This window comes from Myxococcales bacterium (genome assembly GCA_016703425.1).
Classification (GTDB): Bacteria; Myxococcota_A; Polyangia; order Polyangiales; family Polyangiaceae; genus JADJCA01.
In genome coordinates, this window is sequence record JADJCA010000006.1 from 1 (window position 1) to 24,852 (window position 24,852).

The following is a 24,852-nucleotide window of genomic DNA, read 5'->3' on the forward strand; positions in this document are numbered from 1 at the left end:
TTCTGGGTTGCGCTCGATGCGCGCGAGGTCCATGCGAGGGACTGCCAGAGACGCTTGCCGTTGATGGCCACAGTAGGAAGAAGCTGGAGGGCGCACTCATGCGCGCGATGCCACCCGCGAATGCCTGACGGGGATCGCAAGACGGGCGGCGCGGGCGGAGGGGCACGCCTGTACTTGTTTTCAGGGTCGATCTGCAGCCGGCGGCCAAGCGGTCGACTTATGACGGGCAAGATCCAGCGAGAAAGTCCCGATTTGCCCAGGCGCCTGGCTCGAGACTCGCGCGCTTTGCCCTTACCTCGTTGGCACGCCGAGTGCGTCGGCGACGCCGCGAGGCTCTCGGCCGCTTAGCAACGTTTCTACTCCCGGCGCTCTTGGTTTGCGCTGGCGGCACAGGCGAGGAGTCCACGCCGTCGGAAGACGCCCTCGAAGGAAAGGCCCTCGGGGCTCTTGTTCCCGAGACGGCGCCCGCCGAGGTTGTCGTCTTGTCGAACGCCGACCTGTTCGCGGGCATCAACGAGCTCCACTTTACACGCTCTTTGCGATGCTTCTTCTCGACCCGGTCCTCGCCGACGTCAAGGTCCACTACCTTGGCCCCAGCGCCTTGTCGTTCGCCGACATCGTGACGCCGGTGCGCGCGAAGGACGGCGACGCCCGCCTGACGGCGCGCTTCTCGACGCGCGGTTCGCGTCTGAGATCGTTGGCGAAGCGCCTCGTTCACGGGAACGCGGCCGTAGAGACTCAACTGGGCGCGCGACTTCTTCCTGATGGTGGTCAGTTTTATGTCGCCGAAGGAGACCGTTCGCTTCACCCACGACGTGATGGAGGGCACGGGGCCGGCGGCCGAAAAGGCAGCCGGAGGGCATCGGCGGATGAAGGTGTCGAAGTCGGCCCTCACGCTCGAGGGCGGCAACATCATGATCGATTGAGGACGGCACGCTCTTCTCGACGACGAAAATCCCTTTGGTATAGTAGCCAAAGAGCAAAGCCGAGGTGGAAGTGGAATTGCGTCGCACCCTCGGCGCGAAGGACATCGAGTGGCTGGACCCGCTGCCCGGCGAGAGATGATTTGGCGCACGTCGACATTCCCGCGAAGGTCGTTGGGAAGAAGCTGCGCCATCGTCGGAACATCCGACGGCCGTTGCCCTGGGCCGAGGCACCGCTGACCTGCGCTGGGCGAAAGCCCACGCTCGACAAGATCGCCGCGGCCTTCGAGCGTGCGGCTATCGCGTCATGCGCATCATGAACGCCGAGAGCGACGGCACGCGCGCGCGATGTCGTACGCCAACCTGCTCTTTGCAGAACGGCAGCCGGCGCTCTTTGCCGATGCATTTCGACCCCACCGTCGCCGATGACGTAGCCGTGGCGTTCGACCCGCCAAGGTTCCGGCGAAGGCTTGATCGGCGTGCAACGAGAAGAACCCGTTCCAGAAACGACCGATCTCGCAGCCGACCTCGTGGCCCGCGAGCGGGCTTCGCTGCGCGCTCGAGGAGGTCATCAAGGTGGCGAAGCCCGCCGGCGAAGCGACGAGCTACCACGAGTACGGGCGCCGAGATCGCTCGCCGGGACGGCGAGGCAAGAAAGGCATACGAAAGTTTAGCTCTGCGTCGTGCAGGTGCCCGGCGCCGGGATGATCAACTTCGGCGGCCTGGATTCACCGTGAGCCTGATGCAGATCCTGAAGTAGCTGCTGCGCGGAACTCTCGCGGCGACTGGCCGTTCGGTGGCGCTGTGCCGTTAGCGCGGCGACTGGCGGAGCTGCGCGCCAAGGCGATACCGGAGCATGCGGCTTCTCCTTCGCGCCTTTCCCGATTGGGACTCCTGCGCTCGCCTCCTGCGAAGACGATCCCGCGACGGTAGCTCGGTCGATCCCCACGGACGGTGGAGCCGATGGCGACGTTCTTCCACGCCGACGCGGCGATGCGCCTGATGCCGCCGACGCGATAGTTGCGGATCCCTTCGCCGACCGGAGCAGAACACGCGTCGCGCCCGCACTTAACAGCGCCGACGGTTTTCGCCACCGCGCCTGGCCTTTCGATAGGCAAACGGGCGAGCCGAGCAACGTGCAGCAGCTTCGCGCAAGACGGCGTCCGCTGTCGCTTGCCGTCCGCCGCCGCCGTCTTCTTCTTCTACGCCGACGCGGCTTGTACGCAGCGCGTCGCGAGCTACACGTCGTGCGCGGCCCAAACCAGAGCACGCGGCGGAAAAAAAAAAAAAAAAAAAAAAAAAAAAAAAAAAAAAAAAAAAAAAAAAAAAAACGTCCCCGACGCGGGACGCGTGCACTGCCCGAAGACCCGCGTCTAAGCTACAGGCCGAGTCTGGCGGACCGGCGGCTGGGATGGTGGAGCGCGGCCATCCTGCCTCTACGTCAAAGACGGCCCGAGCTGCACTGCGTCGCCCGCGTCACCGAATACGACCTACGCGTTCAGGTTTCAAGTGCCCCCGGCGGAGTTCGTGGCGTTCAAAGAGACGCGCGTTCCCGGCGGGCGCCGCGCTCAACGCCGTCTATTACGACGGCGACGACGGCAGCCGCACCTTCGCGACCTTCGAGGACGCCCGGGCGAGCCCCGCACGTTCTGGCCGATGAGCGATGGCACCTTTCGCCGCACACCAGCGTCACCCTACGTCTCAGGCTTTGCGCTTGCGCCGACGGCGCACGAGTGAGCTGACGTTCGCCCTTGTGCCCGGCCAGCGCGAAGGTGGCGCGCCGCTTCGTTCCTTCGTGCCCCAACGTGATGCAGTTCCATGACATCGGCGCCGCACACCCCGCCGATGGTGGCGTCTTCTTGAAGGCAGGCGCGAGCTGCGTCGCCACGGCGCCGACGGCGGCTTTGCGCTCTTCGCGCTGGGGCGGAGGTCCAGCCCGCGGCCTTTCGCAGGGCACGCTGGGGGCCTTGCGCCGACGGGCCAGGCCCGCGGCGCGCAAGGTCGTCGTAGTCCAGGCTGAGGTCCCCGTGGCCGTCGAGACCTTCGAGCGAAGGGTGGACGTCCGAGACACGCTCAAGGACGCCATCCGCAGCCCTCAGCTCGCGCGTCAGACGGGGTCTACCGTTGCCTGCCTGACGTTGCCTCGCGGCCTACTACAGGCGACGCGACGCACAGAGCGCGTGGGCTTCAACGATTTGTCGAGCTGCGGCGGCGCGCCCACCTACGCCAGCACACGGGCCCCGAGTGCCCGGACGGGCGTCGTCGCGTCCGGAAAGGAAAGAGCGCCGACACCCGGTCTTACGCGAAGAGCGCCTCCGGCTGCACCCTCACGGACCTCGAGCGGAGGTCGAACTCGGGACGTCGGAGCCGCCGCCGCCCGACCGAGTTCGCGGAGATGACCTTGACGATCGAGTGACGCCAGGGGGGTTCGAGAGGTAGGCCGTGAGCGCCGTTTGCCGGAAGCCGCACTGACCGTTGGCGCCAACCTCGCGCAGACGGCCGTTTGGTAACACGCGTATCCGGGGCGCCAGTTGCACGTGACGACGCGCGCCTGCGCGGCGCAGATCCGCGCCGGAGAAGCCGGTCTTGACGCACGCCGTGGCGGGCTTGTAGACGCCTTGCCCGTTCTCCTCGACGGTCGTGGTGTTGGGGCCGCAGAGCATCGCGGCGCAGGGGCTCACGTTTGAACAGCGAGCGCCGCCTGCCGGAGTGGCTCGCAGTGCGTGCTGGCGGTGCACCGCACGGTCATGCACGGATCGCTGGGCACGCAGACGTCGACGCCTTGGTCTTCGCGGCAGACCATGCCCGGGCTGGCAGTCGACGAGGTTGCAGGGCGGCCCGTAGGCGGCAAGCTCACCGGTGCTCCCGCTCCGCGTGAGCGTGACGCCGCCCGTCGCGCTTCGCGCGATCGTACGAGCGCTCGCCGCCAGCGTCGGGGCGAGCTTTCAAGGACGACTTGCCGCGGTACTTCCGTGACGCGCCACTTGCCCTTCTCGGCGCTTCGTGCACGGCGAACGTCACATGATCAGCGAACCCGTGAGCGCCATATCGGTCCTCGGCCTCGTAGCGGGCCCAGCTCCCAGAGCCGCCCGCGTAGATCGAGGGCCGCGTAGTCGAGGTAGTCGGTGCCCCTGCCAAAGCGCCGGTATTGACCGACGAAGGCTCGCGACGTGCCCGTGAGCTCAGCTTCCGCCGACTCGGTCGCGTCTTCTTCGGTGTCCGCGTCGCTGCAACCGACGGCGGTGAGGGCGAGGGCGGAAACGAACACGCGAGCAAGCGTCGAAAGTTTACTCATCGCGCTGCTCTGGCATCGGCACAGGCCCGCGCAAGGAGAGGCGTTTTCGGCGCTTTGAGGTCGCGGTCGTCGCCGTCGCCTAGCGTCGCGACTTCTTGGGGGCCGGCTTCTCTTCGCAGGCCTCGGGGCCTTGGCGGGCTTGTCGCGTTTTACAGCCGGCTTCTAAGCGACCGGGGGTGCCTTCTTCGTCGCCGGTTTCTTCTTCGCCGCCTTCGACGGGCGAATCTCGACGACACGCTGCTTGACGAGCTTCGCGCCTCGTCGCCCGCGTTCGCCTTGTGGCCCTTTTCCCGGCGCCCTTTTCTCTGCCCTGGCGGTCGCTGCCGCGAGTCCCTTGCGCTTGTCGAGCTCGGCCTGCGCCTCGCCGATGGCGTCGTCGAGCAGGGCCGCGAAGCTCGGCCACGAGCGCCGCACCCAGACGTATTCACGACGAGCGACGGAGGGCTCCGCCGTCGGTGACGGAGCGCTCATCGAAGACGGCGCTGCCGCGGCCGTCGACGCCAAGGGGACGACGAGTCGATCGCGCGGCGAGAGCATCCTTGGGACCGGGCCCGCGCGCTGAGCGAGCGAAGCTCGTGGACGGGTACGAGATCGGGGGAGCGCCGCGAGGATCTTTCGCCGAGGCCTTCACGAAAGAGCAGCTCCGTCTCGCGTCGGCGGAGGCCTAAAGCGACAAGCCCTCATGAAGCCGCGCTGACCAGCCGCTGGCCAGTCGCCGAGGAACGCCTTGAAGCTCGCGGAGAGCGAGCCCGTTCGCCGCCGTTCGTGGGCGCGTACCGCCAGGCGCCGGAGGAGGAAACATCCGGTGCCTCGGCGCCCACGCCAAAGCTCACGGAGCTCACGGCGGAGGGCGTCGAGCGAGGACACTTTCGCGAATCGTCGTCATAGGCGACGGTCGTATCACCTGATTCGGGTTCGAAGGGCCGCCGCACAAGGGGGCGCCGCGCCGACGCAGGCGGGGGGGGCGCGCGGGCGCGGGCACGGCGCGGGAGCGCGCGGAGCGACGGGCGACGACGAGCGGGGCGCGCGCGGAGCCGGGGCGGGGGGGGGCGGGCGGAGTGCGCGGCGGGTCGGGGGGCGGCCGGCGGGTCGGGGGGCGCCGCGGGGGGGCGGGGGGGGCGGGGGGGGGGGGCGGCGCAGCGGGACGGGGGTGGCAGCAGGAGCCAGGCCGCGCCGCGAGGGCGAAGGGGGGCGCGGGGGGCCGAACGCGCGCGGCGGGGAGGCCGCCGGCCGGGCGGCCCGGGGGCGAGACGCGCCGGGGACGACGGGCGCACCGAGGAGGCGGGGGGGCGGGGGAGCGGGGGCGCACGCACGCGTCGGCCGGCCCGGCGGCGGCTGGGCCGCGGGCCGTGCGTGCGCGCGCGGGCGTTGGTCGCGCGCGCGGGCGCGTCTGGGGTGAATGGGGGCATGACCTTGGGAATACTGGACGTGCTCTTCGGTTCGGGAGCCAGGGTGACCGGTGCAGGGCGCTGCGTTTGGGTGAGCGGCGCGACATCGACAGCGTCCCCTCGCCGATTCGTCCCCGGCCCGTTGCCGCTGGCGGTGATCCGCAACGAGCGAGGGAGCCGTCGTGATCACGAATCAGGACACGCGCGGGACTTCTCGGGTCACGGCTCGTTTGATCGCCCTGTGACTCGCGCCTCGGCGCCAGGGCCGTGGTTTGGGCAAAGCTCAACCTTGCCGTGGCATGCTCTCGCGATGTCCGGCGCAACGTACCTCTCGGTGCTTCGCCCTCGACGCCGCCAAACTTGTCGACGTCAAGGTGAAGCGCCGCCCGACAGAGGCGCATCCATCTGTAGGTCGGTGACGCTCGTATCACCGATTCCGAGGGTCGCGGGAACCGCCGGCCCGCGGGGGCGGGTGATAGTCTCCGCGCAAACCGCCGCCGTCACCGCCCGCGATCCTCGGAGAGTCCATGAAGACCACATTTGCTGCCGCTTGCCTCGCCGCCTTCAGCCTCCTCGCTCCCCGCGCCGAGGCCTTCTGCGGCTTCTACGTCAGCGGTGCTGACGCGAAGCTCTTCAACAACGCGACGCAGGTCTGCTCATGCGCGAAGGCACTCGGACTGTGCTCGATGCAGAACAACTACCAGGGCCCTACCGGCGATTTCGCGATGGTGGTGCCGGTTCCCATCGTGCTCCAAGAAGAGAACGTCAAGACGCTGCCCCGGGCCATCTTCGATCGCATCGATGCGCTGACGGCGCCGCGCCTCGTCGAATACTGGGAGCAAGATCCTGCGCTGCCCTCGAGGAGGCAAAAGGTCGTGGGGGACCGCCCGGTATGGCGCCGCGCGCCGCCGCTGCCCGCCCGGGAGAAGAGCGACCTCGGCGTCACCGTGGAGGCCGAATTCACCGTGGGCGAGTACCAGATCGTGATCTTGAGCGCGAAGGACCTTCCTGGTCTCGACGCCTGGCTGCGCCAAGAGAAGTACAAGATCCCCGAGGGCGCCGAGGCGTACCTCCGGCCGTACGTGCAGTCCGGAAGCAAGTTCTTCGTGGCAAAGGTCGACGCCAAGAAGGTGAAGTTCGAAGACGGGATGGTCACGCTCTCGCCGCTCCGTTTTCACTACGACACCGAGACGTTCTCGCTACCGGTGCGCCTCGGACTCATGAACTCCAAGGGCACGCAGGACCTCATCGTCAACGTGCTCGCTCGGGCGCAGCGCTACGAGGTGGCGAACTACCCGAACGTGACCATCCCGACCAACATCGAGGTGGCCGACGACGTCCGCACGCGCTTCGGTGGCTTCTACACAGCGCTCTTCGATCGCACCGTGGAGCGCACGCCGAAGGCCGTTGTCACCGAGTACTCGTGGGACGCGTCGTCGTGCGATCCGTGCCCCACGCCAGCGCTGACGCCGAACGAGCTGACGACGCTGGGGGCCGACGCGCTCCCGTCGTCGCAGGGCAGCCCCACGTCGCCAGGCCGTGAGTCACCTGTCGTCGCGCCGCCTCAAACGCGACCGGGAGGTCCGATGAATCCGATGCCCACAAGGCTCGGCCGCCGGCCTTGGGGTGGCGGAGGCTTCGTTTTGACGCGATTGCATGCGCGTTACACCAAAGACGCCGTGGGCGAAGACCTCGTCTTCCGTGCCGCGCCGCCCATCGCTGGCGGCCGAGAAATGCGGCAAGCGAACGGCCTCGAGAAAGGCGCGACGCCCGGCGGCATGAACAACTTCCAAGGTCGGTACATCATCCGGCACCCGTGGACCGGCGCCGTCGCTTGCAACAATCCGCGCCGCGGCGTGTGGGGCGGTCCGCCCGGTGGCGCCCTGCAGAACAAGCCCACGAGCCTCACCAACGCCGCCTTCGCGCCGCGGGGCCAGGTGCAGCTCACGTCGATGGTGATGGAGTCGGTGCCCGAGCTCGGCATCGAGAAGGCGGGCGGCGCGGCGCAGCGCGTCGCGACGGCGACCGGCTCGGGCGCTTCGCCGACGTCGCCGGGAGCGGAGGCCAAAGGGCGAGGCTGCGCCGGGTGCGCGACGGCGCCGGCATCAGCGTCGCTGTCGCCCTGGGCGCTCTCGGCGCTCGTCGCGCTCGCCTTCGCGAAGCGTCGCTCGGCGAAGAGGCCGTGAGGCGAACGACCTCGGCGCTCACGGCCGCCGCGCTTGTCGCGTTTGCGGCGTGCGGTTCGACGAGCGACGACGATGCGCGCCGCAGCGTCGCGCTGCAGCCACGTGCGCCCTCTTTGCCGGCGCCCGCGGCTCGACTGCCACCTACGCCGGGAGACCTCCTGCCGGCCATGGGACGCGTCACGGAGCGTGAGGTTCACCCCGGAGCGGCGACGCTCGGTGCGCGCCTCGCGGATGTTGCCCTGTGCGAAGGTTGCCACGAAGACGTCGCCGACGGCTTCCGGGCCAGCGCCCACGGTCACGCTTCCTTCGACAATCCGCTGTATCGAGTCGCCGTTGAGCGACTCGCGCGCGAACGAGGCACAGCGGCGACGCGCGTCTGTGGAGGCTGTCACGACATCGCGTTGCTCGTCGATGGCGCTCTCGACGGGCCGGTCGAGCCGAGCGATCGGCGCGCGCACGCCGGCATCTCGTGCCGCTCTTGCCACGGCTTCTCGGCCGTCGACGTGGTGGGCAACGGCGCCTGGACCCTCGACGCGCGCGACATTCCACTGCCGCGTGAGGGCGACGCGGAGAGTCTGCGCGCCCACAAGGAGCGGACCGCGCCGCCGCTCTTGCGATCGGTGACGTTGTGCGTGACTTGCCACCGCTCCTTCCTCGACGGACCGAGCGGAAACCCGCACGCGCTCGTGGGACAAGACGACGCGACGCCGTGGGCGCGGAGCGTCTACGCCGGAGTCTCGCGGAGCGCGTCGATGAGGACCTGCCGGAAACCGACTGCCGCGGTTGCCATATGCCGACGGAAGCCACACGCCTCGGCGACGCCGCCTCGAAAGACGGGCGCGTCCGCTCCCATCGATTCCTTGGCGGACACACCTACCTGGCGGCGATGCGCGGCGACGACGCCACAACGCGCGCGGTCGCTGCGCGCATGCGCGCCGCTCTGGGCATGCACGTCGTCGCCCTGACCACCCCTTCGACCGAGCGCGGCATCGAACTCGACGTTGTCGTGCGAAATCTTGGCGTTGGACACAACTTTCCCGGCGGCGTTCGCGACGCGCAGGACACGTGGCTCGAGGTGAGCATCGTCGGCGAGGACGGGGGCCTCATTCTTGGCGCCGGGTTGGAGCACGAAGCGACCGGTCTGGGGGGCGCGCACGTCTTCGCTTCTCACGCGGCCGGCGATAGCGGCGCGCGTTTGCTCGAGCGTGAGACGCACCTCTTCCGAACGACGGTCTTCGACGCCACGATTCCGCCGCGTGACGCCGCGGTCATTCGGTTCGCCGGCGAGCTGCCGCAGGGCGTTCCGCGGGCTCGCCTGACCGCGCTCGTGAAGCTTCGTCATCGCAGCCGCACGCCGGCGCTGCGCGACGTCGCCTGCCGCGAATCGAAGACCGTGAGGGGCGCTCGCTTCCGTCGCGAAAGCGGCCTCGATCCGTGCGTGATGCAACCGGTGACGACGCTCGCCGAGGTTCGCGTGCCGCTCGTGGGCGCTCGCCCCTTGGACTTTGACGGCGAGGTCGCTCGCGGGCTTGGGCTGTTGCGCGGCGTCTCCGAGGCGGTCCATGAGGCCGCCGCACCCGCTGGCGCGCGCGTACACTGGCGCGGACCGACCGGGAACGCGCCATCGTGCTCTCGGCGGAAGCCCGCCTTGCGCTCCGCGAAGGGCGCGCCGCCGACGCGCTCTCGGCGGCGGCACAAGCCGACGAGCTCGTTCGTCATCACCCCGCGGTCGCGCGCTTGCGCGGCGACGCGCACAAGACCGAGTGGCGCCTCGCCGATGCGGCACAGGAATACGGCGCCGTGGCCCGCGTGTCGCCCCGCGACGATGGCGCTTTTGCCGAATGGGCCATGGCGCTCGGTGGCGCCGGACGTTTCGCCTCCGCCCATGATGCAGCGCGCGTCGGGCTCGTTCTTCAGCCGCGCGGCGCCGATCTGTTGCGCGTGCAGGCCGCGTCGCTCGACCAGCTCGCCGCGTCTTCCAAGGAGGCGACGGGCGCGTTCCTGTCGGTGCGCCTGCCGGAGATCGCGCCGCGCATCCGTGCTGCTTGTTCGGCGCGCGTCGCCGGCTGCGCTGCCGAGCGCATGGGCGTTCACGCGCACCGCCTGGAGGCACCTCCGTAACACGCGCCACGCGCACGCGCGTCAGCGGCCGCGCACCTGAACGACGACGGTCTCTTCTGCCTCCGCGGTGAGCGTCACCGCGCCGTCGCCCAAGAAGCGATTGATGAGCCAAGCGTTCGTCTCGAGGTGTGAGCTCTTCACGCTCGCGCGAAAGCGACCACCGGCGCCGAGCGCCATGGGTACGAGGAGCTGGTCGGCCAGGTGCTCCCCGACGGGGGCGCTCGTGGCCTTGAACGCGAGAGCCTCGCGGGCGGCGCTCTCGGCGACCTCCTCTGCGCGAACGCCCCGCTCGCCGAAGGCCGTGAACAGCTCGCGGCCGCCCTCCCACGCGACCTCCACCATCACGACGTTGCCTGGACCGTCGGACGCGACGTCGCGCACCTCGATGTCTCGAAGGTCGACCCTCAAGAGAGATGCGAGCGCCTTTTGCTCGCGATGGGCCACGCCGGGCGGCAGGTTCGCGCTAAGCACGACGCCGCGCGCGCGCGCACCTTCCGGTCGCTCCATGAGTTGGAGGGGGCGAAGCGCGGCGCGCCCTTCGACCTCCACCGCAAGCTCGCCGCCGCCGGCAGGGTAAAACCCTGCGCGCGGGAGCGTGGCCGAAACGGTCGCGCCCATCTCGCAGAGTCGCGGCAAGAACACTTGCTCCAGAAACGGGAAGGGCGGAGCGGCCTTGTTGTGCGTGCCGCCGGTCACCGCGAGCGAGCCGCCGGCACCAAAAAGCATGGGTGCGAGCACGGTCTGGAGGACCAGCGTCGTGCTGCCAGCCGAGCCGATGGACAAGTGGTGGACGCCCCGAACAAGCGCCTCGAGCGGGAGCGTCGGTTCGAAGATCAGCTCCTTGGAGCCCAGCTCCGCGCCCCGCCCCGCCGCGCTCGACACGAGGGCGGCGGCCTTCACGCACGTGAGGTGCTGACGAAGAAGCCCCGGTCGCGATCGACCGGCACGGATGCCGGTCAATCGGAACGGAGTTTGGGTGGCGATGGAGAGGGCGAGGGCCGATCGCAAGATCTGCCCTCCGCCTTCACCGAAGCTGCCGTCGATGTCGAGCATGGCGCTAACCCTTTACGCAAACAACCTGGCGGAGCGTATGCACGATCTCGACGAGATCGTCCTGGGCCGCCATGACCATGTCGATCGGCTTGTACGCCATGGGCGTCTCGTCGATCACGCCTTCGTCCTTGCGACACTCCACGCCCGCCGTCGCCGCTTCGTGGTCGGCGAGGGTGAAGCGACGCTTCGCCTCGCCGCGCGACATGAGGCGGCCTGCCCCGTGGCTGCACGACGAGAACGAGTCGGCGTTTCCCTTGCCTCGGACGATGAACGAACGCGCGCCCATGGAGCCGGGAATGATCCCCAGCTCACCGAGTCCCGCGCGAACCGCGCCCTTGCGCGTCACCCACACGTTCTCGCCGAAGTGCTCTTCGCGCGCGACGTAGTTGTGGTGACAGTTCACGGCGCGCGCGCCGAGCTTGAAGGGAGGGAGCTTGGACGCGTGGAGCGCCGCGAGAACCGCTTGCATCATGAGTTCGCGGCTCGTCTTGGCGAAGCGCTGCGCCCACGACACGGCGTCGACATAGTCGTCGAAGCCCGTCGTTCCCTCTTCGAAATACGCGAGGTCGCGATCGGGCAAGCGTCGATCAAGCGCGAGCATCTCGCGGCGCGCTCGCTCGATGAAGTACGTCCCGATGCGGTTCCCGACGCCGCGCGACCCCGAGTGCAACATGATCCACACCGAGTCGTCCTCGCCGATGCAAAGCTCGACGAAGTGGTTGCCGGTCCCGAGCGTCCCAAGGTGCTGGATGTCGAGGCCGCGCTCCAGGACGGGGTGCTTTTGGCAGAGCTTCGCGTACTCCTCGGAGAGGTCGCGCCACGCGCGCGACACCCGCGAAGGAATCATGTCGCGCCACGAGCCCGTGAGGCCGGGCCCGCCGTGCGGGACGGCGCGTTCGATCGCACTTCGGATGGGGCCGAGGTCGCTGGGGAGGTCCGACGCTCGAAGCGACGTCTTCTGCGCGATCATTCCGCACCCGATGTCGACGCCGACGGCCGCCGGCACAATGGCCTTGGTCGTCGCGATCACGCTCCCGACGGTCGCGCCGATGCCGAGGTGGACGTCCGGCATCACGGCCACGTGACGGAACACGAAAGGCAATTCGGCGACCTTCGTCACCTGCTGGCGAGCTTCCTTCTCGAAGGCGACGCCTTGCGTCCAGGCCTTGATGGGAACACCGCGCGTTTCAATGAGGTCGTGCATCGTCGTTCTCCTGCGGTCCCGTCTTTCACGGGGCATGCCGGAGCGCGGTGCGCAAAACGCCGACATCTTCGCGGCGTGCGCCGCGATGAGGCTATCCGTGGAGATTGTGCTGATGCGAAGGGATAAGGTCTACTCCTCGAAGGTTTCGCCCGATTCCACCGGGGCGCTGGCGGTTTCCACCGGGGAACTCGCGGTTTCATCGGTGGCCGGCGGGGTGGGCTCTTCGGTCGAAGCGTACCGCGGCAGCTCTTCGACGTTGAAGTCGCCCTGAAGCGGCCTCGGGGAGAGATGTCGTCCAGGTTGGGCGTCCGCATCATGTCCTCGCGGCTCCACCCGCCGCGCGTGGCCCAGTTGGTGCCGTCGGGGTCTTGCGAGCGAATGTCCAGGTCGACGCGGTCGATGAGCGGATCGCTCCGCATGATCTCGTTGGCCTCTTCGATACCGGCCCGGTTCGCCTGGGAGAGCGTGTGCGGGCCGATGGGTTCGACCTCGAGCGGCAGCACGCCAGGTTCGGTCATCGGCAAGCGGCGGATGTTCGAGGCGCCGCCGCACGCGAGATCTTGTTCGTCCAGGCTTAGCTCGCGAAACGAGTTCAACTGCATGACGGTGCGTGACGCAGCAACCGTGCCGCACTCGCAGGCGCGTGATCTTGGCGACTTGCACGTCGCCAACCGCGGGCGCCGGCTCCGTCGATCCGAAGGCCTGATCCGAGGCAAAGGTCCTTCAGCCTCGGCGCACCGGCGACCGCTGCGCATCCGACCGTCGATGTAGGCGCGGGCACGCCCGGGCGCCTCAGCTCTCGCGGGTCCCCGCTCCGCCGCCCAGCTCATCGAGGAGCGCGTCAGCCCTCACGATGGCGCGATGGTAGGCTCCGGTTCCGTTGCGCTCGTCGAAGGTCGTCGCCAGGCTTCGCGCGACGGTGTCGACCCACGCGTAAACCTCCGGCGCAGCCACCTTGCCGTCCGCGCCCGTGACGATGCCGCTCGCCTCGGGGAGCTTGAGCCGAAGGCGCTCGTCGCCGAGGCGCTTCATGGTGAGGCGCGCCGCCGTGAAGAAGCTGAAGCGCTCGTCGGCGTCGTAGGCCGTTAGCAAGAACTCCGCGTGACGCTCGAAAGAAGCGCACGCGGCCTTGAGGTTGCCGATGAGCGTGAGGTACGTGAGGTGGCGCCCGAAGGCTCGGATGAGGTTGCGGCTGCGCCGGAGCTTCGGCTCGTTTCGCTTGTAGAGCGCAGCCGCTTCGTCGCTGCGACCGAGGCGGAGGAGCGGTACGAGCATCAGCGGCAGCGTTCGCAAGGGAACCTCTTCGCACGCGAGCTCGCCCTCCAAGAAGGGCTTCGCCTGCACCATGCCGACGGCGTCGTGGCCTCGATCGAAGATCTCCTCGAGCTCCGTGTCCTTGTCGCAGGCGAGGCAGTCCGTGAGCCAGTCGCGGCGCGCGCGGAGCCAGGTCTCGTACCACTTGGCCATCTCGGCTTCGTCGCCCCGGTGCTTGGCCCACAAGAAGCGAATCTTCGCGATGCTCCGCTCGCCGACGGCGTGCGACCGCGCCTCGGCCTCGAAGTCGGCGATGGCCGCCTCGATCTTGGCGCGCGGCACGTGGGGGAAGACCCAGAGCTGGGCTGCGATGAGCTTCTGCTCCCAGAGGAGGTCGTCGTCGAAGCGCGCCGGGTCGTCCTTCTTCTTGGCGCGGAGCCAACCGAACGTGACGAGCGCCTTCTCCGGGTGACCCGTGAAGAGCGCGTCGTAGATGAACTCGGCGCGGAGCCGAAAGGCGCGATCGACGTCGCCGCGGGTGTCGGCCTCCTGAATCTTGCTCTCCTTGGCCTGCATCTTGGCGAGGGTGTGGGTGCTCAATGGACGCTCCCTTCGTTTTGGAGCTGCGCTTCGATGAGGGCCATGAGCCCGCGGTTCAGGAGGGCCATCTCCTTTTGGCGGAGCGGCCGGTGGCCGAGCAAGAGGGATTGCACGTAGAGCATCTCGAGGGAGCGCTTCAAGATGGCGCGGTCGGTGACGCGCGTGAGCTTCTTGATGAAGGCGTTCGATGCGTTGAAGGTCACGCGCGGCTTTTGCGGATCGAGATCGGGGCGTTCGAGGGCGCCGGCCACGAGGCCGCCGTAGAGCTCGTCGCTCGCTTCCTGGGTGCGCTCCGCGTCGCGCCGGAAGAGCTCGTCGCTGCTGGCGATGAAGAGGGCGGGGATGTCGATCGGTTGAAAGTGCAGGAGCTCAACCTGGCAGTCGAAACGCCCGATGGCCTCGCGGGCGACGGTCAGCACCGTTTGATAGGCGGCGTGATCGTGATCCGAGACGGGCTCGAAGCGCTGCGAGAGATCGCCGGGCATAAAGCGCGCGGCCCTCACGCCTTCGAAGACCTGCGCGGCGCGTTCCAAGAGCTCGGCGTCGTAGGTGTAGCCGGCGTTGATGAGCGTGAGCCCCTGCGCTTGGCCCACGCGCGACATCTGACGGAAGTCGTCGACGCTCGGCACGTAGCGGAGCATCCCCCCGTCGGTCTGCCGCAGCTCACCGAGCGTCATGAGCCCCATGGCCGTCTCGAAGGGGAACCAATCGCCGACGAGGCGAAGGAACTCGTCGTCGTCGAGGGCGAGCGCCTTCATGGCGAGGCCGTGCAGGCCCATGAGCCGAAGCAAGACGTTGGGGGCCGTTCGTGCGAGGTCCATGAGGTACTCGCGGAGCGCGTTGCCGAGGCCCACGCGTGCGCCCTCGAGGGCCTCGTTCTCGTAGAACCCCTCGCGGCTCGCTGTGGGCTCGAGGTTGGTGGCATTGACGACGCAGCGAACGAAGAACGCCCAGTCGGGCAAGAGGTTGTCGGCGCGCTCCGAGACCAGCATGTTCTTCAGGTAAACGCGGTGCTGCTGCTTGGCGGCGTAGTGCGGCGACTCGGCGAGCACGAAGGCAACGCCGTCGAGCCCTGCGGCCTCGACATGCAACGGGATCGCGTCGACGAAGCGTTGCTCGAAGATCTGCTCTCCGTACGCGAGCATCGCCTCCCGCCGCTCGGCCGCGCTCTCGAACTTCCGGCGCCACGGCGGCGGCTCACCGTTGATCGTCGTGGTCTCGCCGTCAGCGGTGAAGGTCACCGGCGGCGTCAAGAGGCCGCCGAAGTGCGCGAGCCGCTCGGCGATGACCTCCTTGGGGAACATCGCGGCGCTCTCCGCCTTCAGGACCAACGTCACCTGAGTGCCCGGATCTAGGAGCGGCGCCGCGGCCGGCTTCACGGAATACGTTCCGTCTTGGCGGCCGCGCCACTCGAACGTGGCCGCGCCGTCCCGCGCCGAGCGCGTGATGACCTGCACCTCGTCGCTCACCATGAAGCACGACAAGAGGCCGATGCCGAAGCGCCCGATGAAATCCTTGGACGCGGCGAAGACGTCGCCGCGCTTCGAGCTCTCGCCGATGGTCGCCAGGAACCGATGGATCTCGTCTTCGCTCAAGCCGACGCCGTCGTCTCGAAACTGAAGCGCCGGCGGCCCGTCGGCGCGCGGCACCCATTCGATGGCGATCCTCCCCGTGTGCCCCGGCGTCACGAGCCCGCGGGCGACGAGCGCGTCGGCGGAGTTCTGCAGGAGCTCACGCAGGAACACGTCCGGCGAGCCGTAGAGGTGGTTCGAGAGAAGCTCGATGATCCCGCGTAGGTTGACCTTGAAGCGCTCGGACATGGCGAGGGAGCGTAGCGCGCCCCGTGCCAGGCGAGGCGTGCCGCGAGGCGCCGGCGGCGGCGCGGCAATTGGCGGAAAGTGGGGCATCGCCGGCGTTCGGCGCTGGGGCGACAGCTTATACTTCCGGATACGGCTTCGCCGAAAGACGTGGTCTTCGGGTTCTTGGGCACCCAGCTCGACGTTGGGACGTCGGTCGACTTGTGTCGCCACGACGACTTCGTCGTCGACCGGCTCGTGCTCTTCGCCGACCCGGTACACGCGGGGCTCTACGACGTCGTCAAGACATCGAGTCGGTCTCGCCGGACACGACGGTGCGTGTGCCGGGCGCTCGTTCGGGTTGCGCCGCGCACCCCGACGCAGAGCGGCGGGTGGTCGAGGCCCCTCGCGCCGTCGAGGAGGAGGAACAGCCGATCGCTCGACGCGGGCGGAGCGACTGAGCCAGCGTGTTCAGCGTCGCCGTCTTCCGGATTGGCGACTGCGACCTCTCCGTTCGATTGGCGTTCATCACGACCTGTTTCTCGCCATGACTGCGACGAGGTCGTCGCCGGACGAGTCCGGCCGTCGGTCCCTCCCTTGGCCTCAGGCGAGGACGCTCGCCACCGTGGCGAGCAGGGCCTCGCGGGAGAACGGCTTGGCGAGGAAGCGCGCCGCTCGGAGGCCCTCGGGCCCGTCGTCGAGGAGCTTCTCATCGACGAAGCCAGACATGTAGAGAACGCGCGTCTGGACACGCTCCGCGACGAGTGCCTCCGCGAGCTCGCGTCCGGTCATCTTGGGCATCAGGAAGTCGGTCAAGAGCAGGTCGATGACTCCCCCGTGCGCGCGAGCGAGGGCTAGCGCTTCGCTCCCCGATGCGGCATCGAGGACCGTGTACCCGGCCTCTTCCAGCATGGCCTTGAGGACCCGGCGAACCTGCGGCTCGTCGTCGGCCAAGAGCACGGTCTTCGTGAGCGGCGCCGCCCGCTGGATCGCCCGCGGAACATCTGGCTCGGCGATGGGCTCGTCGCTGGCCGGAAACCGCATGACGAAGGTGCTTCCTCGGCCGAGATCGCTCTCGACCTGGATGCTGCCCCCGCTCTGTTGGACGATGCCGAAGACCGTGTACAGCCCGAGCCCGGTCCCCTTGTCTGGGCCCTTCGTGGTGAAGAACGGCTCGAAGATGTGCTCCCTGTGGCTGGCGTCGATTCCGACGCCCGTGTCCGACACAGAGAGCACCACGTGCGTGTCATGGCGTTGGGTGGTGATGACGATCTCGCCGTTTTCCGTCAGCGCGTCCCGGGCGTTGATGACGAGATTGAGCAGCGCGAGCTCGACTTGGCCCGGGTCGGCCTTGATGCGACACCCCGCATCGCTCTCGATGCGCAGCGTGACGTTTCTGGGGGCGTCGCTGGTGAGGCTCTTCCGAAGGAGCGACTCGACGCTGACGAGCAACGTACGGAGGTCGATGACGCGGGGGCGAACGATCTGCTTTCGGCCGAAGGAAAGGAGCTGACGTGTCAATGCGGCGCCGCGCTCGGCGGCCTTACGCACCTCGGCGAGCTCGCCTCCGCTTCTGTGACCGGGCGGGAGCGACGCCTCGGCGAGCGTCGTGGCTCCCAAGATAACGGCCAGGAGGTTGTTGAAGTCGTGCGCGACGCCACCGGCAAGGCGGCCGATGGCCTCCATCTTCTGCGACTGGCGCACTTGCTCCTCGAGCGCCCTTCGGTCGCTGATGTCCCTAAGGGCCACGACGCGCGCCGGCGCGCCGCCAACCTGCACCGCTGCCAGTCGAACGCGCACCTCGAGCGGGTAGACACTGCCGTCGCTGCGGAGCCCAAGCGCCTCATAGGGCTCCTCGCTCCTCGCCGCGATCTTCGACGCGGCGAGCGCGCGCGAGGCCGGTGCGATGAAGTCGAAGAGCTTCTTCCCGACCAGACCGCCGGCTTCGACACGCGCCGCCCTCTCGGCGGCGCCGTTCGCGCGGATGATCTCGCCGTCGCGATGGATCAGCACGGCCTCGAAGGCCGCATCGGCGAGGGCCTGCAAGAGCTCGTTGCTCTCCGAGAGCGCCGAGGCGGCCATCTCGGCCCGTCGCCGATCGGCAAGGTCGCGGACGACAAGCCACGAGCGCGGCGGCGCGCCGTCGTCGAACAGAGCGACGTTCGTGACCTCCGCGTCGAAGGGCTCCCCACCGTTCCGGACGAGGGTGAGCTCACCGCGGAAACTGCCCGTGCGAACGCGCTCCGCGAGCGCCATCGCGAGGCGATCGTCGTCGCGCACGAGGTCCTTGCGGGTTAGCTGCAGCAACTGCGCTCGCGGGTAGCCGAACACGCGGGCCGCAGCATCGTTGCACCCCACGATCGGCCCGCCGGGCTCGATGACGAGCATCGCGTCACCCACCGCATCGATGAGCTGCTGCAAGCGACTGTCCACGAGCGCCACTCTATCAAACGATGCGCAACGCAGGCCACGCGGCGTCTTGGGGCCCGCCCGTGGCGAGCCTTAGCGGCCGCCCTGGAGCACCAGCCGGCGTCGCGCGAGCGGCCAGGTCAAATACGCGCTCCTCGTGAAGGTGCGCGGCGAGCTCAGCACGAGCAGAAATCAGTCGCAGGGCGCGGAGCTCGCCATCGTGGAGTTCGACGCGCAGGGGCCCACCAAGACCGCCGTACCTCGCGCGACCGCCCAGACCCTCACCAAAAGACTTCCCGGCGCTCGCGGCCGAGGTCCAGCGCATCCGCGACCGATCCGACTGCGCCACCAGCGTCGCATGGGTCGCGCTGGGCGTGGTGGCCGCGGGCTTGGGAGCGTGGCTCGTCTATCCCGCGGCTGGCCTCCTCATGAGCACCCAAGCGGGGTCGATGCTGCTTCTGGGCAAGGCCGCTGGCGGGGCAGCCGTGACAGTGTTTGTGGTCGAGGGTCTCGCCGCCCTGTCAGACGCGACCGAAACGTGCAAAGCCGCGCTGAAGTGACGGCTACAGGTCTTTGGGCGCGCGAAGAATTGCGAGGCCGTCACCGTCACCAACCTGGGGTTTAGGAGGTCCCCGGTACGGGAGCTACCGGCGGCTCGCGCCCGGTCTGGAGGTTAGCGGCCGTTCCGGTGCGGCCTGCTTTCGCACCTCGTCGCCGCCGCTATACGCTCCCCCCAATGCCCTCGGTCGCCGAAACCGACGACGATCTCCCCCACGACTGGCACCGCGACGCTCGCGACCCCTGCCTCGCGCTCCTCTGGACGAGCGCTCAAGCAACGCATCGCACCTTCTCCCGGTAACGCAGTGCGCGGCGGCGCCGGCGGGCGCTTATACTGCCGGATATGGCCTCGCCCAAAAACGTGGTGTTCGGCTTCTTGGGGACGCAGCTCGACGGGGGCCTTGGGCCCAAGCGCTGGGAGCGGTGGCGCCCGTCGGTCGACCTGTGTCGCCACGACGACTTCGTCGTCGACCGGCTCGTGCTCTTCGCCGACGCCGTTCACGCGGGGCTCTACGACGTCGTCAAGAAGGACATCGAGTCGGTCTCGCCGGACACGACGGTGGAGGCCGTGGCGCTCGAGCTCAAAGATCCGTGGGACTTCGAGGAGGTCTTCGGAAAGCTCCTCGACTTCAGCCAGCGCTTCGCGTGGAAGCCGGAGCGCGAGGGCTACTTCGCGCACATCACCACGGGCTCTCACGTGGCGCAGATCTGCATGTTCCTCCTGACCGAGGCCCGTTACCTGCCGGCCAAGCTTCTCCAGACGTCGCCGCCGCGCGGCCCGGGCCGTGAGAAGCGTGAGAGCCCCGGCGTGCTCTCGGTCATCGATCTCGATCTCTCTCGGTACGATCGCATCCTCTCGCGCTTCAAGCGCGAGCAGCAGACAGCGCGCGAGCGCCTCAAGGACGGCATCGCCACCAAGAGCGCGCTCTACAACGAGACCATCGAACGCATCGAGCAGGTCGCCACGGCGTCGAGCGCGCCGATGTTGCTGCTCGGCCCGACGGGCGCTGGCAAGAGCCAGCTCGCGAAGCGAATCTATGGTCTCAAGAAGGAGCGGAAGAAGCTCAAGGGCCCGTTCGTCGAGCTGAACTGCGCGACGCTCCGCGGCGACGCGGCCATGAGCGCGCTCTTCGGCCATGAGCGAGGCGCGTTCACCGGCGCGCAGGCGGCGCGCGAAGGGCTCCTTCGACGCGCCGATGGAGGCGTCTTGTTCCTCGACGAGGTGGGCGACCTTGGCGGCGACGAGCAAGCGATGTTGCTCCGCGCCATCGAGGAGAAGGCGTTCTACCCGATGGGGTCTGACCGCGAGGTCACGAGTCAGTTCGAGCTGCTCTGTGGCACGAACCGGGATCTGCCGAGCGCAGCGGCCAAGGGGCGCTTCCGTCCCGACTTGCTGGCGCGCATCGACTTGTGGACGTTCCGCTTGCCGAGCCTCGTTGAGCGGCTGGAAGATCTCGAGCCCAACCTCGACTACGAGCTCTTGGCAGCGGCTCGTGCCCTCGGGCGCGCGGTCACGATGAGTCGCGAGGCACGCGAGCACTACGTGGCTTTCGCCACGTCGAGCGAAGCCACGTGGCCCGGAAACTTTCGCGATCTGAACGCGAGCGTGACGCGTATGGCGACGCTCGCGGCAGGCGGACGCATCACGCCAGCCGTCGTCGTCGAGGAACTCGTACGGTTGCGGGAGCTATTCGCACACGGCGATCGCGTCTCCGCGGGGCCGTCACGTGTCGATCGCGTGCTCGGAGCGCGCAAGGCAAAGGGCCTCGATCGCTTCGACCGCGTGCAGCTCGAAGAGGTGCTCCTTGTCTCGGAGCGCGCGGCGTCGCTGTCGGCGGCCGGTCGCGAACTCTTCAAGGAGTCGCGGAAGCTGAAGACGAGCGCCAACGACGCCGACCGCCTGCGCAAGTACTTGGGCCGGTTCTCGCTCACGTGGGCCGACGTCCACGCGGCGCAGGCACCTCAGCGCGACGTCGAAGGCGAATGACAGCGAAGGAGCACCGTTTGACGCGCGCGGCCGGGCGACCTTGGGTCGAAAAGCGCCGAGGCCGCCGAACCGGCTCGTCTCCATGCCGACACGGTAGGCGAGGGGAAGTTCCCACCAAATCGACGTCGAAGAATCGACGTTTAGGAAGGGAACAAGGTGGATCAGGCGTTGTCCTCCTCGCATGCAGCTTGTGGCTCGATTCGCAAAGGTCGGCGTCGTCGGCGCGCTCTCGGGCCTCATGGTCGGTTGCGGAGGCGGTGTTGGCGGCGCGGTTCCGCTGGAGTCCCTCTACGCGTCCTTCAGTGTTGAAGAGGTCTCGGTCAGTCGCGGCGAGGTTCGCTTGGCGGGTCCCCTCGAGTTGGATGAGCGGGCGACGGAGCTCGATGTGGTGACCGGTCGTTGCGGCATGTCGGTTGGTGGCGGCATGCGCACGCGTCAGTGGATGACGTGGCGCTTGGGGCCGGCGGAGTTGGCACGCGCGCTCGGTTGTGCACCGGGGCTCGCGCTTCGGCCATCGCGCGACGGCCGTCCCGGTCGCTTCACGAACGCGATGTCGGTGCGGCTCGACGCGTCCATCGACTCGCCGAGCGAAGGCGACTCGCCGGCGGCCGCGGAGAGCCTTGGCATCGAGTTCGAAGGCGAGGACGCGGTGGTGACGGTCTCGGGAACGAGCCACGGCGTGTCGCTCGGCGCGGGCACGTTCATGACGTCGCCCGCGGAGACCTCGGAAGACGGAACCAGCGCGACCTTTCGATTGCCCACGCGTCTCTTGGTGGAGCTTGCGATGCGCCGCGCGCCCGCGCGCCTCGTGAACAGTGGTGCGCGCACGCCCGTGAGGCTCGCGCTCTTTGTCGCCGAGCAAGAGGTTGCGCCGCCGCCGCCGCCGCCGGAGGAGCCGATGGTGGTGGAGGAGTCGAGCGAGGAGTCGTGGCGGAGAGACCCGTAGCCAGGGAGGCCATGCAGCGGACGACAGTTGCGACGGGCCTAGTCCGTAGCCGCGTCTCCCGCGTCGCCAGCATCGGCGGCACTCCCTGCGTCGGCGCACGCGGCGACGAGCGGTCCGGTGCCGCCGCAAGCGCCGGCGCGACCGTAGCCGTTGGCGAGCTGCGGATCGACCTCGCGGCACCTGAGCGGCGCGCGACAGTCGGAGTCGCAATCGCATAGCTCGGCGCAGTTGCCGAGGTCCCCAGCGCCTCCGCCTGTCGGAGCGAAAATGCAGCCCGCATTCGCCTTCCCCGTGCCGTTCCAACCGCACGCAGGGAGCACGCCGACAACGCACGGTGCGGAGCAGTAGAGGACGTCGGCGGGCGCGTCGATGCGACGGTAGGTCGTGCTGCATGCAATCTCGGTCCCGCCGTCACGCTTGTAGCCGAGGCCAATGTCGCCGGCGTTGGCCGTCGAGGTCTTGGAGCAAAAGCCTCGACCGAGATCGCACTTCTCGCCCGCCGCGCAAGCGCTGTCGTCGTTGCACGATGGGGCGCAGAACGGATCGGTGTTGTCTGTCGGCTTGTAGCAACCGAGGTCACTCCGTCCGCCACACTTCGACGGATTCAGCGCTGTCGTGACGCCCGTCACCGGCCCGCCGAGGGTGCAGCCCGCGTAACAAAGCTTGTCCCTCGTCGCGAGCGACCAACACTTCGCACCGGGTTCAAGCGCCGTGCAACTCTTGTCGTCGGTGCACCGCGCGGCGCACATCCCCGACGCGGGCCAATGGTCGATGCCCGACTCTGCGTTGTAGCAAAAGAGGCCCGCGTTGCAGTCCGCGTCGCCCTTGCACGCGGCGCCGAGCGACTTGGCCGCACCGCCTTCGACGGCGGAGTCGCCGGGAGCGTTGGCGGCGCCGTCGGTGGCGGCGTCTGCCGCGCCCGACACTGCGGTGTCATCGGAGCTGCAGCCGTCCACGGCCGTGCAGAAGAAGGCTACGAACAGGAACGCGAGTCCGGGCGAGGAGCGCATGGGGCTTTCCTCTCGCGATGCGCTTCGCGAGTCAAGCGGGGCCTGAAGAGGAAGGCCGCTGACCAGTTGTTGCGTCGCTATCCGCGTGGTGTGTCAGGGTGCCCTTCTTCCGCCGTCGCCGTCGCCGTCGCCGTCGCCGTCGCCGTCGCCGTCGCCGTCGCCGTCGCCGTCGCCGCCGACCCGACCGCGCACCGCGAACAAGATCGGCAACACGAAGAGCCACACGGCGGCAAGCGTGAGCCATGAGCTCGCGCGCGGCTCGCCAAGCGTCATGGCGCCCATGCGCGCGCCGCCGTCGTAGGCGAGCGGGGCGGCGATGGCCCCGAGGAGCGCCGAGCCGAGCGGGCGCCCTGCGAAGGAGCGGAGGCTGCCGCCTTCCGCCGTCGCCGCCGCGAAGTTGGGCCAAAGCGCGACGAGCCAGGGTGGCGACACTGAGGCACCGGGCAAGACGAGCGTTCCCGCTTGAAGGAGCGCCGTGTCGATCGCGAAGCCCATGAACGCGGCCACCGCGAGCACCGCGGCCTCGCCCTTGCGAGCGTGGGCCGGTCTCCCTCGAAGATGAACGGGGAGAATGGCCGCGACAAACACCGGCCCGAGCCAAGGCCATCCCTTTGCGGCGCCGAGCACGCACGCGAACCAGCCCGCTTGGAGGGCGACAAAGGAGAGTGCGGCTCGCATGGTCGTTGGCGGGCGCCGAGCATAGGGCAACCTCACGTACGGCGAGCTTGCGCTTCGCAGCGCCACTCACGAGCCGCTCGTCACAAGAACGCGTCGGAAAGATCGGCCCAGAGATCCTCCGGGTCCTCGATGCCCACGCTTAACCGAAGGAGCGACGGCGGGAGGTGCTCTTGCCCCGGAATCGCAGCACGCCGCTCCATGGTCGACTCCACGGCGCCAAGGCTCGTCGCGTGATGGATGAGCGTCGTGCGCGCGCAGACACGGTCGGCCTCCTCGGCGCCCCCGGCGACGTCGAACGAAATCACCGTGCCGAAGCCGCGGAGCTGCGCCTTCGCCACGTCGTGGGTCGGGTGCGATTCGAGCCCGGGATAACGCGTCGCTCGGACCTTGGGATGCTTCTCCAAGCGTCGCGCGAGCGTCATGGCCGTGTCCTCTGCACGCTCAAGTCGCAAGGCCATCGTGCGCGCCCCACGCACGGCCAGGAACGCCTCGAGCACGCCGGGCGTGGCACCCGCGAGCTCCCGCGCCTTTCGCAGCGAGTCGTAGATCGATCGCTGCCGTGTTGTCGCCACGCCCGCGAGCAGGTCGGAGTGCCCGCCGATCAGCTTTGTGGCGGACTGTACCGATACGTCGGCTCCGAGCTCGAGGGGCTGCTGATTGAGGGGCGTCGCGAAGGTGTTGTCGACGGCGAGGATCGCCCCGGGCTTGCGCGGCGCCTCGCAGATGGCGCGGAGATCGGCCACCACGAGCAAGGGGTTCGACGGAGACTCGAGCCAGAGAAGATCGGCGTAGGCACAAGCGCGAAGCCAGCCTTCCGTGTCGTCGGTCGCAAGTTGCTCCACGGACCAACGCTTCTTTCGCTGGCCCTCGAGGGCCAAATGCTTCACGCCCTGGTAGCAGTCGGTGGGCACCACCACGGTCGCGCCCGTCGTGAGCTCGTCGAAGATCGCTGCGATGGCCGCCATGCCAGACGCGAAGGCGACAGCGTCGCCACCTTCGAGGCGACCGAGCAGTTCTTCGAGCGCCTCCCACGTCGGACTGCCATCGTCGCGCGCGTATCCGCGCTCGCCGCCGAGGACGAAGTTGGACGCCGGCACGAGCGGCACGTTCAAGGGCGCGCCCACAGCGTGTGGACGCCCCGCTGAAACAAGAAGAGAGGCCAGCGCCCGTGGGCGCCCAGCGTTGCTCATGGCGCGAGTTTGTCACGGCGTTGGTCGCCGGCAGCCAACTTTCACTCTGCGACACTGCGGGCGAGGCGTCGGTCGCTCCGCTTTGGCGGTCGGCCGCGCGAGCGACCACGAATTCCCCGCCAAAATACGTGCATTCTGCCCAGATCTCCGATCCCGCGCCCCCCATCCTCCGCCCACATCGGCCCACGAGAATCGGCGAAGATTGGGCTCTCTCGGCGCCCTCGTGCCATGCTCGTTACGATGACTGAGGGCGA

18 protein-coding genes are annotated in these 24,852 nt (G+C 68.7%); 7 read left to right on the forward strand and 11 right to left on the reverse strand.

All coding sequences use genetic code 11. The annotated features are described in order from the left end of the window. Positions 1-764: 764 nt before the first annotated feature. A complete protein-coding gene (locus IPG50_11830; protein MBK6692873.1) occupies positions 765-926 on the forward strand; it encodes a hypothetical protein in 162 nt (53 codons plus the stop codon). A gap of 2,324 nt (positions 927-3,250) precedes the next feature. Here IPG50_11830 and IPG50_11835 read toward each other — a convergent pair. The 3 genes from IPG50_11835 to IPG50_11845 form a co-directional block, all read right to left on the reverse strand. Then, positions 3,251-3,604 carry a hypothetical protein gene (locus tag IPG50_11835; protein ID MBK6692874.1) on the reverse strand — a complete coding sequence of 118 codons (354 nt, stop codon included), beginning with the start codon at positions 3,602-3,604 and terminating at the stop codon, positions 3,251-3,253. A 344-nt stretch (positions 3,605-3,948) separates the two neighbouring features. Next, positions 3,949-4,218, reverse strand: coding sequence for a hypothetical protein (locus IPG50_11840; GenBank protein MBK6692875.1), 270 nt, complete (start codon positions 4,216-4,218; stop codon positions 3,949-3,951). A gap of 162 nt (positions 4,219-4,380) precedes the next feature. After that, on the reverse strand, positions 4,381-4,755 hold the full coding sequence (locus tag IPG50_11845) for a hypothetical protein (protein MBK6692876.1): 375 nt from the start codon (positions 4,753-4,755) through the stop codon (positions 4,381-4,383). A gap of 1,378 nt (positions 4,756-6,133) precedes the next feature. Here IPG50_11845 and IPG50_11850 point away from each other — a divergent pair. From IPG50_11850 to IPG50_11860, 3 genes are all read left to right on the forward strand, one after another. Further along, positions 6,134-7,792, forward strand: coding sequence for a DUF2330 domain-containing protein (locus IPG50_11850; protein ID MBK6692877.1), 1,659 nt, complete (start codon positions 6,134-6,136; stop codon positions 7,790-7,792). After that, the gene (locus IPG50_11855) at positions 7,789-8,757 is read left to right on the forward strand and encodes a hypothetical protein (GenBank protein MBK6692878.1); all 969 of its coding nucleotides are present in this window, start codon (positions 7,789-7,791) and stop codon (positions 8,755-8,757) included. Before IPG50_11850 ends, IPG50_11855 begins: the two co-directional genes overlap by 4 nt. Positions 8,758-9,418: 661 nt before the next feature. Then, positions 9,419-9,913, forward strand: a complete 495-nt coding sequence (locus tag IPG50_11860; protein ID MBK6692879.1) for a hypothetical protein — start codon at positions 9,419-9,421, stop codon at positions 9,911-9,913. Between the two features lie 21 nt (positions 9,914-9,934). On the opposite strand, the gene IPG50_11865 is transcribed toward IPG50_11860, so the two are convergent. Continuing rightward, positions 9,935-10,966 (reverse strand): RNA 3'-terminal phosphate cyclase, encoded by a 1,032-nt coding sequence (locus IPG50_11865; GenBank protein ID MBK6692880.1) that lies wholly within the window; start codon positions 10,964-10,966, stop codon positions 9,935-9,937. Positions 10,967-10,970: 4 nt separating this feature from the next. Continuing rightward, the gene (locus tag IPG50_11870; GenBank protein MBK6692881.1) at positions 10,971-12,170 is read right to left on the reverse strand and encodes an RtcB family protein; all 1,200 of its coding nucleotides are present in this window, start codon (positions 12,168-12,170) and stop codon (positions 10,971-10,973) included. A 34-nt stretch (positions 12,171-12,204) separates the two neighbouring features. Between IPG50_11870 and IPG50_11875 the strand changes: the two genes are divergently transcribed. Continuing rightward, positions 12,205-12,441 carry a hypothetical protein gene (locus IPG50_11875; GenBank protein MBK6692882.1) on the forward strand — a complete coding sequence of 79 codons (237 nt, stop codon included), beginning with the start codon at positions 12,205-12,207 and terminating at the stop codon, positions 12,439-12,441. 521 nt (positions 12,442-12,962) lie between these two features. Here IPG50_11875 and IPG50_11880 read toward each other — a convergent pair. The 3 genes from IPG50_11880 to IPG50_11890 form a co-directional block, all read right to left on the reverse strand. Then, positions 12,963-14,024: a hypothetical protein gene (locus IPG50_11880; protein ID MBK6692883.1), complete on the reverse strand. Its 1,062-nt coding sequence runs from the start codon at positions 14,022-14,024 to the stop codon at positions 12,963-12,965. Further along, complete coding sequence (locus IPG50_11885; protein ID MBK6692884.1) at positions 14,021-15,844, reverse strand: HSP90 family protein; 1,824 nt, start codon at positions 15,842-15,844, stop codon at positions 14,021-14,023. The genes IPG50_11880 and IPG50_11885 overlap by 4 nt, the downstream gene beginning before the upstream one ends. 579 nt (positions 15,845-16,423) lie before the next feature. Then, on the reverse strand, positions 16,424-18,253 hold the full coding sequence (locus tag IPG50_11890; GenBank protein MBK6692885.1) for a PAS domain S-box protein: 1,830 nt from the start codon (positions 18,251-18,253) through the stop codon (positions 16,424-16,426). Positions 18,254-19,130: 877 nt separating this feature from the next. Here IPG50_11890 and IPG50_11895 point away from each other — a divergent pair. Together IPG50_11895 and IPG50_11900 are read left to right on the forward strand one after the other, a co-directional pair. After that, the gene (locus IPG50_11895; protein ID MBK6692886.1) at positions 19,131-20,774 is read left to right on the forward strand and encodes a sigma 54-interacting transcriptional regulator; all 1,644 of its coding nucleotides are present in this window, start codon (positions 19,131-19,133) and stop codon (positions 20,772-20,774) included. 190 nt (positions 20,775-20,964) lie between these two features. Continuing rightward, positions 20,965-21,720, forward strand: a complete 756-nt coding sequence (locus IPG50_11900; GenBank protein ID MBK6692887.1) for a hypothetical protein — start codon at positions 20,965-20,967, stop codon at positions 21,718-21,720. A gap of 38 nt (positions 21,721-21,758) precedes the next feature. Here IPG50_11900 and IPG50_11905 read toward each other — a convergent pair whose 3' ends face one another. From IPG50_11905 to IPG50_11915, 3 genes are all read right to left on the reverse strand, one after another. Continuing rightward, the gene (locus IPG50_11905) at positions 21,759-22,730 is read right to left on the reverse strand and encodes a hypothetical protein (GenBank protein MBK6692888.1); all 972 of its coding nucleotides are present in this window, start codon (positions 22,728-22,730) and stop codon (positions 21,759-21,761) included. A 93-nt stretch (positions 22,731-22,823) separates the two neighbouring features. Continuing rightward, on the reverse strand, positions 22,824-23,408 hold the full coding sequence (locus IPG50_11910) for a DUF2878 domain-containing protein (protein MBK6692889.1): 585 nt from the start codon (positions 23,406-23,408) through the stop codon (positions 22,824-22,826). Positions 23,409-23,488: 80 nt separating this feature from the next. Further along, entirely contained in the window at positions 23,489-24,598 is a 1,110-nt protein-coding gene (locus IPG50_11915; GenBank protein MBK6692890.1) for a PLP-dependent transferase, read from the reverse strand. Between the last annotated feature and the right edge of the window lie 254 nt (positions 24,599-24,852).